The sequence below is a fragment of the Streptomyces sp. NPDC001153 genome (genome assembly GCF_053598315.1).
Map to the genome: position 1 here is coordinate 1 of NZ_JBSFJZ010000094.1, position 12,030 is coordinate 12,030.

At 67.9% G+C, this 12,030-nt stretch carries 17 protein-coding genes and 4 pseudogenes; 11 read left to right on the plus strand and 10 right to left on the minus strand.

Going from position 1 to position 12,030, the window contains the following annotated elements; all coding sequences use genetic code 11:
• A partial coding sequence (locus tag ACWDEN_RS46860) for an SDR family oxidoreductase (RefSeq protein WP_450864172.1) occupies positions 1 to 338 on the minus strand: 338 nt, incomplete at its 3' end.
• A 118-nt stretch (positions 339 to 456) separates the two neighbouring features.
• Positions 457 to 642: pseudogene (locus ACWDEN_RS46865) on the minus strand (IS630 family transposase); the annotation flags it as partial.
• Between the two features lie 69 nt (positions 643 to 711).
• Between ACWDEN_RS46865 and ACWDEN_RS46870 the strand changes: the two are divergent.
• Both ACWDEN_RS46870 and ACWDEN_RS46875 read left to right on the plus strand, forming a co-directional pair.
• Positions 712 to 894 (plus strand): transposase, encoded by a 183-nt coding sequence (locus ACWDEN_RS46870; protein ID WP_450864174.1) that lies wholly within the window; start codon positions 712 to 714, stop codon positions 892 to 894.
• 116 nt (positions 895 to 1,010) lie between these two features.
• Entirely contained in the window at positions 1,011 to 1,469 is a 459-nt protein-coding gene (locus ACWDEN_RS46875; RefSeq protein WP_450864176.1) for a hypothetical protein, read from the plus strand.
• Between the two features lie 15 nt (positions 1,470 to 1,484).
• Here the strand turns inward: ACWDEN_RS46875 and ACWDEN_RS46880 are convergent, their stop codons facing one another.
• Both ACWDEN_RS46880 and ACWDEN_RS46885 read right to left on the minus strand, forming a co-directional pair.
• Positions 1,485 to 2,171 (minus strand): GAF and ANTAR domain-containing protein, encoded by a 687-nt coding sequence (locus ACWDEN_RS46880; RefSeq protein ID WP_351601998.1) that lies wholly within the window; start codon positions 2,169 to 2,171, stop codon positions 1,485 to 1,487.
• A 39-nt stretch (positions 2,172 to 2,210) separates the two neighbouring features.
• On the minus strand, positions 2,211 to 2,360 hold the full coding sequence (locus tag ACWDEN_RS46885) for a hypothetical protein (protein WP_351601996.1): 150 nt from the start codon (positions 2,358 to 2,360) through the stop codon (positions 2,211 to 2,213).
• A 306-nt stretch (positions 2,361 to 2,666) separates the two neighbouring features.
• Between ACWDEN_RS46885 and ACWDEN_RS46890 the strand changes: the two genes are divergently transcribed.
• Together ACWDEN_RS46890 and ACWDEN_RS46895 are read left to right on the plus strand one after the other, a co-directional pair.
• Positions 2,667 to 3,917, plus strand: a complete 1,251-nt coding sequence (locus tag ACWDEN_RS46890) for a hypothetical protein (RefSeq protein ID WP_450864178.1) — start codon at positions 2,667 to 2,669, stop codon at positions 3,915 to 3,917.
• 120 nt (positions 3,918 to 4,037) lie between these two features.
• Positions 4,038 to 4,280 carry a DUF5133 domain-containing protein gene (locus tag ACWDEN_RS46895; RefSeq protein WP_351601990.1) on the plus strand — a complete coding sequence of 81 codons (243 nt, stop codon included), beginning with the start codon at positions 4,038 to 4,040 and terminating at the stop codon, positions 4,278 to 4,280.
• A gap of 88 nt (positions 4,281 to 4,368) precedes the next feature.
• On the opposite strand, the pseudogene ACWDEN_RS46900 reads toward ACWDEN_RS46895, so the two are convergent.
• Positions 4,369 to 4,560, minus strand: a pseudogene (locus tag ACWDEN_RS46900) (hypothetical protein); the annotation flags it as partial.
• A 610-nt stretch (positions 4,561 to 5,170) separates the two neighbouring features.
• Positions 5,171 to 5,380, minus strand: a complete 210-nt coding sequence (locus ACWDEN_RS46905) for a hypothetical protein (protein ID WP_351602348.1) — start codon at positions 5,378 to 5,380, stop codon at positions 5,171 to 5,173.
• Positions 5,381 to 6,102: 722 nt separating this feature from the next.
• Between ACWDEN_RS46905 and ACWDEN_RS46910 the strand changes: the two genes are divergently transcribed.
• The 3 genes from ACWDEN_RS46910 to ACWDEN_RS46920 all read left to right on the plus strand — a co-directional run bounded on the left by ACWDEN_RS46910 (position 6,103) and on the right by ACWDEN_RS46920 (position 7,892).
• Complete coding sequence (locus tag ACWDEN_RS46910) at positions 6,103 to 6,273, plus strand: hypothetical protein (RefSeq protein WP_055705189.1); 171 nt, start codon at positions 6,103 to 6,105, stop codon at positions 6,271 to 6,273.
• A 506-nt stretch (positions 6,274 to 6,779) separates the two neighbouring features.
• Positions 6,780 to 7,106: a plasmid stabilization protein gene (locus tag ACWDEN_RS46915; protein ID WP_351601987.1), complete on the plus strand. Its 327-nt coding sequence runs from the start codon at positions 6,780 to 6,782 to the stop codon at positions 7,104 to 7,106.
• 105 nt (positions 7,107 to 7,211) lie between these two features.
• On the plus strand, positions 7,212 to 7,892 hold the full coding sequence (locus ACWDEN_RS46920; protein WP_450864181.1) for a diguanylate cyclase: 681 nt from the start codon (positions 7,212 to 7,214) through the stop codon (positions 7,890 to 7,892).
• Positions 7,893 to 8,234: 342 nt separating this feature from the next.
• Here the strand turns inward: ACWDEN_RS46920 and ACWDEN_RS46925 are convergent.
• Positions 8,235 to 8,456 (minus strand): annotated as a pseudogene (locus ACWDEN_RS46925) (transposase); the annotation flags it as partial.
• A 215-nt stretch (positions 8,457 to 8,671) separates the two neighbouring features.
• Between ACWDEN_RS46925 and ACWDEN_RS46930 the strand changes: the two are divergent.
• The gene (locus tag ACWDEN_RS46930) at positions 8,672 to 8,980 is read left to right on the plus strand and encodes a hypothetical protein (protein ID WP_450864183.1); all 309 of its coding nucleotides are present in this window, start codon (positions 8,672 to 8,674) and stop codon (positions 8,978 to 8,980) included.
• 234 nt (positions 8,981 to 9,214) lie between these two features.
• Here the strand turns inward: ACWDEN_RS46930 and ACWDEN_RS46935 are convergent, their stop codons facing one another.
• The gene (locus ACWDEN_RS46935; RefSeq protein WP_450864184.1) at positions 9,215 to 9,598 is read right to left on the minus strand and encodes a helix-turn-helix transcriptional regulator; all 384 of its coding nucleotides are present in this window, start codon (positions 9,596 to 9,598) and stop codon (positions 9,215 to 9,217) included.
• 189 nt (positions 9,599 to 9,787) lie between these two features.
• Here ACWDEN_RS46935 and ACWDEN_RS46940 point away from each other — a divergent pair, with 189 nt between their 5' ends.
• Both ACWDEN_RS46940 and ACWDEN_RS46945 read left to right on the plus strand, forming a co-directional pair.
• Positions 9,788 to 10,150: an STAS domain-containing protein gene (locus ACWDEN_RS46940; RefSeq protein WP_450864186.1), complete on the plus strand. Its 363-nt coding sequence runs from the start codon at positions 9,788 to 9,790 to the stop codon at positions 10,148 to 10,150.
• A 13-nt stretch (positions 10,151 to 10,163) separates the two neighbouring features.
• On the plus strand, positions 10,164 to 10,472 hold the full coding sequence (locus ACWDEN_RS46945) for an ANTAR domain-containing protein (RefSeq protein WP_351601970.1): 309 nt from the start codon (positions 10,164 to 10,166) through the stop codon (positions 10,470 to 10,472).
• Between the two features lie 232 nt (positions 10,473 to 10,704).
• Here the strand turns inward: ACWDEN_RS46945 and ACWDEN_RS46950 are convergent, their stop codons facing one another.
• Positions 10,705 to 10,956 carry a replication-relaxation family protein gene (locus tag ACWDEN_RS46950; RefSeq protein WP_351602333.1) on the minus strand — a complete coding sequence of 84 codons (252 nt, stop codon included), beginning with the start codon at positions 10,954 to 10,956 and terminating at the stop codon, positions 10,705 to 10,707.
• Positions 10,936 to 11,334 (minus strand): annotated as a pseudogene (locus tag ACWDEN_RS46955) (IS701 family transposase); the annotation flags it as partial. The pseudogene ACWDEN_RS46955 and the gene ACWDEN_RS46950, both read right to left, overlap by 21 nt.
• A 53-nt stretch (positions 11,335 to 11,387) precedes the next feature.
• Between ACWDEN_RS46955 and ACWDEN_RS46960 the strand changes: the two are divergent.
• Positions 11,388 to 11,816: a DoxX family membrane protein gene (locus tag ACWDEN_RS46960; protein WP_450864188.1), complete on the plus strand. Its 429-nt coding sequence runs from the start codon at positions 11,388 to 11,390 to the stop codon at positions 11,814 to 11,816.
• Positions 11,817 to 12,030: the final 214 nt, after the last annotated feature.

Consider the following 12,030-nt stretch of genomic DNA (forward strand, 5'->3'; position numbering starts at 1 on the left):
CCACGAACACGAGACCAACCACTACGCTCAACACCAGCCCCAACCGGCGGCTGGAGCCAACGCATAGAGCCTCCACCGATCCCGGAGCGCTTCAGTTCGTGTGTCGTTTGGGCAGGGCTCGTCGCGCCGAGAAGGAATACGGCCTCGATGCCGTCGAGTGCAGGACCGATCGTGTCCGGCATGGTCAGATCGAGCGTCACCGCCTGGCCGCCCGACTCGATCACCTGAGCCGTGGTGTGCGGATCACGGTAGGCCGCCCGCGCGTCCACGCCATCGGCATGAAGACGAGTGAGGAGGGCCGTTCCGACGTTGCCGCTCGCACCAGTAACCAGAATCATCGTCACATCCTCCAGGCGAAAGCAGTGAGTATGCCAAGAATCGGAGCACATCATCCTGGGATGGACGCGAGGCAGGCCAGTAGTGATCTCCGGCTGCGGCGTTCGGCGGACGTCCGCCTCAGCGGATGCCCTTCTCACTACGGATGCGGGCGCGCTCGCGCCGTTGGGCGGCTTGCACGTCGGGATGGCGGGCTTCCTTGTTCCGCCAGCGCAGGTAGGCGTGCAGGGCTCGGGTCTGGACGGTGTGGTTGCGATGGTTGGAGTTGGCGACGGTGAACTGCCGCAGCGGCCCGAAGTGGGCCTCGTGAAGCTTCCCCTTGATCGTGGACACCTGGAGACTGGGATCTTGAGGTTCCAGAGGAAGTAGCACCAGGTGGGAAGCAAGTACACGAAGCGGTACACCGAGGAGTTCAAGCGGGACGCGATCGCGCTCGTCGATTCCTCGGGCAAGACGGTCACCGCCGTCGCCCGGGAGCTCGCTCGGTATCAGCTCGGAGTCCCTGCGCGGCTGGTACCGCCGGGCCAAAGCGGGCCGGGGCGAGAGCGAGTCCGGTGAGCTGACCAGCGCCGAACGCGAGGAGCTCAAGCGGTTGCGCAAGGAGGTCCGTGAACAGCAGCAGACGATCGAGATCCTGAAAAAGCGACGGCCTTCTTCGTGAAGGAGAACGACCGGTGAGCGAGCTGTACCGGTTGATCCATGCGGAGACGGCGGCCTACCCGATCGTCCTGCTGTGCCGGGTACTGATGGTCGCCCGCTCCTCCTACTACGCCTGGTGCGAGGGCGAGGTCGCCCGCTGCGCTCGTCAGGCCGCCGACGACGCGCTCGCGCACGAGATCACCGTGCTGCACATCGCCTCCCGCCACACCCGCGGCGACGGCCCGCCGACCAGTGGGCTGCCGTGCCACAGATACGTCGTCTGTCACTGCGGCATGTCTTGCAAGCGGGCGGGTGGCGTGGAGCGCTCTGCGTGGGGTCTGCCCTGTGCCGCACCTTGGCGACCGCAGGAGCGCCTGATTCCTGAGCGACGTTTTCCTCCACTTCCCAGGCGCAGGCACCCTGGTGTGGTCCCAGTGGTGGTGGGTGCACGCCGACCGCCGGGCGGCGGGCAGCCCTGCCCGAGCCGCTCCTGAAGCGGTGCCCGGGTATTACGGGCTGCCCTGTTCGCAAACCCTGCGGGCGACCTCGCGGAGTTTGATGTTGTTCTCCTGGGAGACGCGGCGCAGGACGTCGAAGGCCTGTTCTTCGGTGAGGTGGTGGGCGCCCATGAGGATGCCCATGGCTTCGCCGATGATGTGGCGGGTGGCGACGGCTTGTTCCATCTGGGCGTGGGTGCGGGCGCTGGAGAAGGCGACGGCGGCGTGGGAGGCCAGCAGCCAGCCGGCCGTCTCGCTGACATCGGTGAACGCGCCGGGGCGGCGGGAGTAGAGGTTGAGTGCGCCGAGTTCTTCGTCGTCGGTGTACAGCAGGAATCCCATCATGCTGCCCACACCGAGCGCGTGGGCTTCGGGGGCGTAGGCGGGCCAGCGCTGGTGCTCGACGGTGAGGTCGGCGATGCGCAAGACCCGCTCCTTCACGCCACTGCGGGCGGCATCGAAACACGGCCCCTCACCCAGGCGCTCCTGGAGCTGGTCGCTGTCGACGACCAGACGGTGAGTGGGGGCGAGCGTCTGCACCTGCCTGCCGTGCAGCACGAGAATGCCGGCCGCGTCACAGCCGGACACCAGCTCGGTGGCCGAAGCGGTGATCCTCTCCAGCGTGGCACCGACCGAATCCTGTGCCAGCAGGTCACGCGCCATCGACGCCATCTGCTGCGCGAACCGACTCCAGTCCACTGTTACGCCTCCGCTGCACTCGTACTGTCCGGACACACCTCATACCCGCTTTTCCAGCGCCAGGTAGCGCGGGCGAGTGAGCCGGGCCGGCAGGGAGGCAAGGGGCAAGGCTTCTTCCATGGCCATCTGCTGGCCCCTCTCCGGGTCGAGCGGGTTCTTGCCGACCGCCGGGCTCGCGATGTCGATCAAGAACCTGCGTTCCTCGGCGAAGTCCCAAAAATGGGTCAGCTCTCCCAGCCAGAGCCCAGCCCTCAGCGGTCGCCATTTTGGAAGTGCTGGTCAGGCGTCTTCTGTCCAGGCGGGCGCCGAAGCCGCCGGGCCGGCTCGCCAGGTTCTGGCGGCGGCCGGTAGGTGCTCCCGGACCAGGATCAGGTGTGGGTTGGTGGGGCTGCCCGGACGTCGGACCAGGTAGGCGGATTGATCGGCGGGTCGTGAACTTGGTGCAACAACTGCAGGACACCGGAGGCGAGTTCGGTGTGGCACTACGCTCTCGGCATGCAGCGCAGCGATGTCACGCGGGAGGACGGCACGTGGGCGGGTCTGTCCCTGGACGTACAGGACCGCCGGCAGCCGGGGCTGTGCGTTTTGACAGCCGGGCCGCGACTGCTGGTCTCCCAGCTTTCGCGGCCTGTGCTGCTCGCCGCTGTCGACGAGCACCTCCAGGGCGTGGACTTCTGGCGCACCGACGAGTACCACTCCTTCGTCCCACCGCTACGCGCCGATGTGGGGCATGCTCTGGCGGGCAGCCCCCAGCGGTGGGCTCACCGCTTTGCGCAGTACCTCATCGACTCGCCGGACAGCCCGTTGCACGAGGGCCGGTGGCTGCTCTCGCGCGAGAGTCCGCTCCGGCGCCGGCGCCACGCTGATACTTCGTACGCCGAGTACTGGAGCTCGATGCTCGTCGACGGCCATCCGGACGGATACATCGACTGGTTCGTCCATTCCGGTTCGTGGGAGGTCCTTGCGCTGCGGCCGATGCCCGATGCCGTCGACAGCCGGGTCAAGGCGTACCGCAAGCAGGCCCGCGAAGGAACACTGCCACCCGTCCTGTTGTGGTGGGTCAGCGGCCTGGACTGTCATCTGATCATGGACGGTCACGCGCGGGTCGCCGCGGCGATCGCCGAGTCCGTCGAGCCTCCGCTACTGCAGTTGCACCGCACGGTGCCGCGCGATGACCTGGCCGCGCGCATCGATGAGGCCGTGGGCTGCTACGAGTACGAACTGGCACGCTTCGCCGAACTCCGCGCCGTCCACGGCCCCACCGTCCCGGACGGCGCCGCCACCGCTCGTCCGCCTGCTTCACGACCTGAACACAGCGGAACAGCTGACCTGGGCCTGGCCGCTGCCCGGGGGAGAGGCCCAGTGGCGTCGTATCGCACGCGAGGTGACCGCCAGCCAGGACTGGCCCCGTATCTGAGTCCTGCCGAATCCGTCCCGCGTCACGTCCGGTCGTACCGCCAGGGGCGCGCACACGGCGATCAAGGGCCGCTTCTGCCTGGCACGAGCCCTCGCGCGTACACAGGCTCTGACGCAAGCCGCCCTCAGCAGGCGTCCGCGGCCGGGTTGGTCCGCTCCGGTCCAGGTCGAGGTTGTCAGTGTCGGGGATCGCAACGCCCCGGCACGACGGGTGCCGGCACACTCGGCAGGGCGGGCGAAGCGCCCGACGGTCTGACGTCCGCCTCCGTCGGCCCGCTGGCTCCCACGTCTCGGGGATCGGCGGAGGGTCCAGGCTCTGCCTCCGGCTGAGTCCGCGCTGGCTTGGAGCTCAAGCCGCGTGGCTGGACATCGGGGGAATGGTGTCCGGGAGGCGGGGCACATGGATCGGTGTCAGGTGCATGCGATTGGTGGCTGCAAGGGAGGCTTGTGATGCTCATGGCGCATCCCGCGGTGCTGAAGAACTTGGTCGAGCAGTACGAGACCCTGCGTGTTTTGCAGGCGGAAGAGGGGCATGAGGAGGTGCGCCGGCGGATGGACGACATTGCTTACACGCTGTGTGTGTCGACTGGTACCAGCGATATTGACGCGGCCCTCATCGCGGCCCGGCACCGGCTGCCCGGTGCCCGTGTCGAGGACGACTCCCTCCTTGCAACCCGACTGCTTCGTTGGTAGATCACCGATAACCGCTGAGCTGCCGGCTGTCGCCAGCCACCGGTTTGGCGCAGCCCTCAAGTTACGGAAGGGCATAGCGTTCAACGATTCACCGGCTGGCTCCTTCGGGCCATAGCACCCGCACCGGTACGCCGGTCCGTTTGGCGTACGCCACCACGTCCGCGGTGCCTCCGTATCCCCGCGCCGGTTTCCCGTCCCACACGGCGATCAGCTCGTCCACCAGGCCGACGAGGATCTCGGATCCGGCCTGATGGGCTTGGGAGGTCGACTCGGCGATGCCGCTGTCGTCGACGTCGCCCTGGCGGCCGTCGACGTCACCGCGACGGTGTTCGTGATGAGCGGCGGCGGCTGGTTCCACCGCCGGCACCTGCTGGCCGAAGCCCGCCGTCGCCTCGCTCTCGTCCTGCGCGGCCGTCGCCGCGAGCCGGCCTGGACGAGAAAATCGTGGACGCCGCGCTCGCCGCGTGCTGTCTGGACATCAGCGAGCCGAAGACGCTGCGCGGCCTGCTGCCCGCCTACCATCTCTACAGCGCCCGCTGGTCGCTGGCCGACCTGGAACCCGACTGCCGCCCGCCGACCACCCTCCCGGACCCGGACCGGCAGCCCCCGGCCGACCCGGGCACACCGGCCGCGCCCCGGCCTTCGGACTGGAGCCGGGGGAGTGGGAGATACCCCGCGTTCCGTTGCAGTATGAGCGGGCCGTCCTCGCCGGCGCGGTGGTCCGCGAGAAGCTGCGCACCACCGCCGCCACGCAAGGCCGGGCGTACGACGTCGTCGCGCACCAGCAGGCGGCGATGCCCCAGCAGCTGCTCGCGCCCCCGGCCGTCGGCTCCGAGCACGGCGACCAGGAGCCGGAGGCCGGGCGCCGGCAGGCGATCGACCTGTCGGCGCTACGGGCCTTGCGGGAATCCCGCACGGACGTGGAAGCCCTCGATCTCACAGTCGAACGGCTGCGCCACCTCCAGGAAGCCTTCACCACGGCGGCCGCCGACTCGCGTGCCCGCGCGGACCGCTACGCCGAACAGGACGATGCCGACGCAGTGCACCCGGTGCGTGAGGAAGACCAGCGGGTGCACCGCCCGCAGCTGCAGGGACCGCACCGCGGCCGGGGTCCGGCCGCTGAGTGCACCCGATGCCGCGGGTGCGCACCGACGATGCCCGGCATCCACTCCACGGAGTGGAGTCCACCGGCCGGGAGTGAGCCTCCGCCAACTTGTAGCCGCAGGTCAAAAGGCTGGTGTGACGGTCGTCCGGAGTGCTCACGCTGGTCGCGGGCGGCGGGCTGTGTGAGTCACCCTGGGCCGCGGGTGCCGTGGCCAGTGCACTGCGGCGGTCGCCGGGTTCATTCGGATGGCGGGTGGGGGTTCACCGGAGAAACGAACCGCCCATGGTCCGCCACTGCTTCAGGCGACTGCTCGCCCGTGGGGAGCAACGGCATCACTCACTTCCGGGAACGTGATTGATTCACAGCGATTCGCTGGTCTCATGGGTATCGCCCATGGCCTTGCCTGTGCGGGCCTGCCGATGGCGCGCCGTTCGGCCTGAGCTCGGACTTCTCGAGTGCGGTCGTGCGGCTGAGCCCCCTCGGTTGCCAGTCTCGGGTGTCGGCTGTACGCGCGAGCCCGTCATGGTCCGGCAGATCCCAGGCCACGGCATCGCTTTGAGTGAAACGCGCTGCGTGTCTGCGGTGCGTTGGGTGTGAGTGAAGGGGAACCGTACGGCATGCGGCGCGCTTATGCCCCTCATTCCTTGGAAGTAACTCATATTTTGTGTGCTTATAGGGCTGAAGTAAGGGAATTCGGTGGCCAGGAGGTTGATGACGATGGTTCCCCTGCTTCTCGTTCTTCTGCTGGCTCTGATCCTCTTCGGTGCGGGCTTCGCGCTGAAGGCACTGTGGTGGATCGCGGTGATCGTGCTCATCGTGTGGCTGCTCGGCTTCGTCGTCCGGTCTGCGGACAGCGGCGGCCGTAGGGGCCGCTGGTACCGCTGGTAGGCGAAAGGCACCCGGCGCGAGGAGCGCGCCCTACGCCTGAGCAATGAGTGGGCCCGGCCGCTACGGCCGGGCCCACTGGCGTGTAAAAGACGCTTCTTTGCGGCGATTGGGAGGGATCGGGCTTATCGGACGCACCGCAGGGTACGTGGGCCATGCACCGGCTCCGCAGACTCAGCAGTGGAACCCTGCTCCTCCTGTCTGCGGGGCCGGTGCGTATCGCGCTTGCGTCTGGTTCGGTCGGGTGGTCAGGCCGCGCGGCTCAGTCTCGGCGCAGGTGACCTTGCCGGCATGCCTCCGCGCGGTCCTCGTTGCTGCCCAGCCGGGGCACGTCGGCGGCCCGGTTGCGGATGGCTCTGCGACGCCGCCACCGCTCGATCGGCCTTGCTGTCGCGGCCCGTCCCGCCGTCAGGTGCAGTGGAGGTGCGTTTCCTGCGGTGTGGGTTTCACAGGGGCGGGAACGCGTTCTTTCGGAGAGTGGACCGCCCTTCTTAGCTGTGGGAGTTGTCATGCCGAGAGGATCCAGTTCCAAGCGTGAGCGTCAGTACGAGCACATCAAGGAGGGCGCGCAGAAGCGCGGTGCTTCTGCGGGGCGGGCGAAGGAAATCGCCGCGCGGACGGTCAACAAGGAGCGTGCGAGGTCGGGGGAGTCGAAGATGGCGAGCAAGACCTCCACTGGCGACAAGAAGTCCGCGTCGCAGCGTGGTGGCGAGCGCTCCCGCGGCGGTGCGCAGGGCCCCACGAGGGACCAGCTCTACGAAGAGGCCAAGAAGAAGAACATCGAGGGCCGCTCCTCGATGAACAAGGACCAGCTGCGTAAGGCAGTCGGGCGCTGACTCTCGGCGGCCGCTGGCGTCCCGATGGGCGGAGCCTTCACCGGAGCTCGTCCTAGCAGTCCGGCGTCCGCGAAGGGCAGATGAGCGATCGGGAACCTGCACCGCATGCGTCACCGACGAAAGGCATTCATGCGTATTGTTCGCCGTTCCGCGTTCACTCGCTGGCAACGCTGGCGCTCCGGTCCCACCCTGCGCATCCCGCGGGGTGCCGACGACGTCGAGAACACCAACCGCAGGTTCCTGCTGTACGGCATCATGCCCTTGTGGTTCGTGCCGGCTGTCGCCGATTGGGTGATGCACCGCCGGTCCGATATCGAGCACACGAGCGGTGTGCGCGAATCAGCGGTTCACGCCCTGATGATGACCGAGGCCGGCCTGCCGGTGGTCGCGGGCCTGACCGCCAAGGTGAATCCGCTGGTGCTGTCGCTCATGGGCGGCGCCGCTCTCGCGCATGAGGGCACAGCGCTGTGGGATGTGTCGCTGGCCACCGACAAGCGTGAAGTCTCGCCCGCTGAGCAGCACATCCACAGCTTCCTCGAAGTCTTGCCGCTGACGGCCGCAGCCTTCACCACCTGCCTGCACTGGGACCAGGTCCGCAAAGCCCTCAAGGGCGGCCGCCGCGCCGACGACTGGAAGCTTCTTCCCAAGGAGCGCCCGCTGTCCGCCGGCTACCTCGGCGCCATCGCCGCCGGAGTCGGCCTCTGCGTCGTCCTGCCGTACGCGGAAGAGATGATCCGCTGCGTACGGGCTCGCCGCGACGATAGGACCGATGACGCCGATAACTGAAGCAGCCTCCCCGTCAAGTCGGCGACTTGGGCTTGTACGACGCTCTGCTGCTTCGATGCTGCTGTCCCCGTCTCGTACGGTGCCTGACTCATTGTCAGCGTGGGGGCCGGGACCCATCAGACTGGACGAGTTCGCCGCTGGCGGGAACGACGGTGAACCACCCCAACAGAGCCGCCTGGTTGGAACACGTCGAAATGCCTGGTGAAGTGCGCGGAGAGGTCCTTGGAGAGATCCGCTGGACATGCCCGGCACCGGATCGAGGAGTTGCTTCTCCTTCGCGAAGAAGACCGCCGCTTTTCGCAGCACCTCGATCGTCTCCGCCTGCTCGGCGGCCAGCCTCCGCAGTCGGCGCAGTTCTTCGCGCTCAGCCGTCGTCAACTCTCCCGGCGCCCCCTGCCCGCGGTCGACCGCATCCTGCTTGCCCCAGTTCCGCAGTCCCTCAGCACTGACCCCGAGCTGGCGGGCCACCTCGGTGACGGTCTTCCCGGAGGAGCGCACGAGCGCGACCGCGTCCCGTTTGAACTCCTCCGTGTACCGCCTGCTGCGGTTGCTCTTACTTCCCACCTGGCACTACTTCCTCTGGAACCTCGTGTCCCAGTCTCCAGGTGTCCACGATCAAGGGGAAGGTTCAACATCCTTCAGTGGCCACCGTCATGCGACTGCTGCACCACGAGGAACCGGTCGACTGAGCGGTGAGTAGCTGATCATCTCTCTACTTTGCACTGTGGGTCACGGATAGGAGTCCGGAGCCATCTTGGGGCCTTGCGAGAGGTTCAAAGATGGCTTCTGAGCATCGCGTGCGAATCTTGCGGGCCAGTCAGGAGTTCTGGGATGAGGACGACGGTCAGGCGGCGTGCGAGGCTGACGCAAACCTGCGGGCCTACCTGGACGCCCTGATCGCAGCCCTTACGGCACGCTGGGGCGAGCCGCTCGTCACTGACCTGTTGCCGTATCTGCGGGCCGCCCTCGAGGGGGAGGCGGTGCCCGAGCCGATCAACTGCCTGAGCCAGCTGACTGGAAGCATGCAAGCGTGGCCGCACCGGGATCCCGGTCGCTGGCTCGGGCTCGCCATTGGACAGGGGGGATAAGGAGTTGCCGCTCGAACTGCTCGCGGCGGTTGGCCAGACCCTTGCGCTTGAACCGAGCGGGTCCGGTCGGTCATGAGCGGAGCCAGATGATCGCGGTTGCCGCAGTGACCGTTCCAAGGAAGCGCGGACACCCGCGGCGTCGACGGTGAGGTCGAATTCCACCGGCTCCCCCCGCGTTTAACGTCCCCTCCCCGGGCCCCCGAACCGCTTACCGGCTTCGTCTTGAAGGGGCGGTTACCTCTCGCCCTCGTACGAGGGCCCTCCGGTGGCTGAGACCGCGGTCTGCGGCGACTCCAGGTGGCTGCTCCGCTGTGAGTCGTGGCTGGCGAGTATGGACAGCAGGGTGGCCACCGTCACTCCGGCTTCGGCCTCGACCGGGTGCCGCAACGGGACATCGGATGCGATGCGGTAGGTGTTGGAGCGCCCGTGCCGGATGCGCGACAGATAGCCCGCTTCCTCCAGGTCCGCGATGATCTTCTGTACGGCGCGCTCGGTGAGCCGGCAATGCGCGGCGAGGTCGCGGATGCGCGTGTGGGGATCGTCGGCGATCGCCGCCAGCACGCGTGCGTGATTGGTCAAGAAGGTCCAGCCTGTGTGCGACTCCGGCACTCCACCCATGCGCCCCAGGATAGGAGAGAGGGTTCACGAAAACAAAAGGGCGAAAGATTTTTCATGTAACCCTTGACGGGTATGAAGGGCGGTGCCGAAGCTGGACCGGGAGTGCACAAGGTGAGGGGAGCGGCGGTCATGCCTGAACCCGCAGGGACAGGACGGCTCGGGGCGGGTTCAGCTGGCCCCATCCGAGCAGTGGTGCGGCTGACCGGGCACCACCCGCAACTGTCCCTTCAGGCCGAGACGTACTCCGAGGGCGAGCGGCTGCTCACCCGGGTGGCCGGGGAGGTGGACCTTGACAGCAGCGCATGGCTTGGCTCTGTCCTGCAGGACGCCCTTGCCCTGTCACTGACCGGCGTGGACCTTGACCTGGGTGGCGTGCAGTTCTGCGACTGCTCCGGCCTCAACATGTTGCTGCGCCTGCGGCAACATGCACTGCACGACGGCAAGACCGTCACCGTCCGGCAGTCCAGTCCGGCTGTGACGAGACTGCTGACGCTCACCGGCACACTGCCCCTGTTCCCCTCCGACTCCCCCTGCCATCGCCATGACCCATGACGCCGAAGACGCCTTGACCGACGATGCCGGACCGGACGCTCGCACTGAGGTCATCCAACTGCGCCGGGCCATGGAGACCCGGCCGGTCATCGACCTCGCCCGCGGAGTGCTGATGGCCTCCTTCAACCTGACCCCCGAGGAAGCCTGGACCGTCCTGGTCATGGTCTCCCAGCACACGAACACCAAGCTGCACCGCCTCGCCCAGGACATCGTCGACGCGGTCAAGGGCCCGTCGCTGACCGCGCACATTCAACATCAGCTGACCGCAGCGGTCACTCAACTCGCCATCACACCTGGCACAACTCCCGCTCAGGGAGAGTGAGCACCCCGGTGGCGGCACCGGCGCAGCCGGCGACCCAGCTCGCCGCGTTCCTACGCACGGCCGGGCGCCTTCACCGAGTCGACACCGGCCGCTCCGGTGCCGTCCAGGACGAACAGGACGCGGGGGAACAGCGGTAGCGCCGCCGCCACGCCTCCAGGCCTGGCTCCTTGAGGGTCGGCCGGCGTCCCGGGACCGCGGGTACGTAGCGGTGGAGGCGCTCGTATGCGGGCAGCTAGGCGGCGAGGCGTTCGGGGCCCATAGTGGCCCGGTCGACTTCCACGAACGCCCGGAGCATCGACCCGCTTTCGCCGTCGGCGGGGCCACGCCGGTAGGACAGGAGCGCGTCAGGGATGACGGCCTCGCCGCTCTCGATCGGGTGGTGGACTTCGGGGATCCAGTCCAGCGGCCCGCACAGCTCGCCGCGGCGGCGGGGTCCTCGAGCAAGACGAGAGCGGTCTCGGTCGTGGGCGCAGTCGCCCGTCACCCAGGCGATCGGCAGGGGCGAAGCCAGGGCCCGCAGGATCATCGCGCGGGCCAGCTCACCCTTGGTCGCGAAGACGCGGTTGTCAGGGACCTTCGCGGCTCGGCGCCGGACCGCATCTGAGGTCCAGGACTTGGGAAGTTACAGTTTCCGGTCCACCAGCGTCCTGCCCTTGACCGAGGCGTAGGCGGCGCAGACTCCGATCTGGCAGGTTTCCGTGCGACCGGCCGTACCGGAGTACTGCCTCTGCACGCCGGCGGATGTGGTGCCTTTCTTGAGGAAGCCGATGTCATCCACGATCAGGACCCCGTCCGGGGTTCCGAGGCTCTCGGCGACGTAGTGCTGCACGTCGTCCCGGACTACGTCAGCGTCCCAGGCCGCACTCCGCCGCGGACTGCGGCCTGCTGCTCATCCGGCTGACCTTCGGCTTGTTGATGGCCGCCCACGGCGCCCAGAAAGTCTTCGGGCTCTTCGGAGGCCGGGGGCTGACGGCGACCGGCAAGGGATTCGCGGCCCTGGGGTATCACCCGGGCAAGCTCTTCGCCGCGATTGGGGGTCTGTCCGAGCTCCTCGGAGGCCTCGGACTGGCCCTCGGTCTGCTGACACCGCTGGCGGCTGCCGCCCTGATCGGCATCATGATCAATGTCATGGTCACTGTCACCGGCGCCCACGGCCTGTGGGAGACCGCCGGCGGCGTGGAATACAGCGTGTGCATCGCCGTCGTCGCCCTCGCCGTTGCGGCCATTGGCCCGGGACGGCTGGCCGCCGACCGTTACTTCCCCTGGGGTGTGGGCGGCTGGAAACAGGCAGCCTTCGCCCTCGGCCTCGGCGGCCTTGCCGCTGCGATCACATTGAGTCTGTGAACGGCGACCCCGCCCGCGCCCTCTTCGAGGCCGATGCTGGGGTGCTGAAAAACCAACTGTAGGACCGCGTTGCGGTCCTACAGTTCATGGGCCGTCAGCCCCATCCGGGGCCCCAACCGGGGGTCATGTCCCGCGGGGTGGTGTAGTCACGGCAGCTGTTTCGGTTCCGGTTGTGGGGTGATCTGTGGTTCGGGTTCGGTTGGCTTGGTGGTGA

Coding starts and splice junctions, on each gene's coding strand:
- ACWDEN_RS46890 (WP_450864178.1), top strand. CDS start 2,667: ATGCAGCGCAGCGATGTCACGCGGGAGGACGGCACGTGGGCGGGTCTG.
- ACWDEN_RS46895 (WP_351601990.1), top strand. CDS start 4,038: ATGCTCATGGCGCATCCCGCGGTGCTGAAGAACTTGGTCGAGCAGTAC.
- ACWDEN_RS46910 (WP_055705189.1), top strand. CDS start 6,103: ATGGTTCCCCTGCTTCTCGTTCTTCTGCTGGCTCTGATCCTCTTCGGT.
- ACWDEN_RS46915 (WP_351601987.1), top strand. CDS start 6,780: ATGCCGAGAGGATCCAGTTCCAAGCGTGAGCGTCAGTACGAGCACATC.
- ACWDEN_RS46920 (WP_450864181.1), top strand. CDS start 7,212: ATGCGTCACCGACGAAAGGCATTCATGCGTATTGTTCGCCGTTCCGCG.
- ACWDEN_RS46930 (WP_450864183.1), top strand. CDS start 8,672: ATGGCTTCTGAGCATCGCGTGCGAATCTTGCGGGCCAGTCAGGAGTTC.
- ACWDEN_RS46935 (WP_450864184.1), bottom strand. CDS start 9,598: ATGGGTGGAGTGCCGGAGTCGCACACAGGCTGGACCTTCTTGACCAAT.
- ACWDEN_RS46960 (WP_450864188.1), top strand. CDS start 11,388: ATGGCCGCCCACGGCGCCCAGAAAGTCTTCGGGCTCTTCGGAGGCCGG.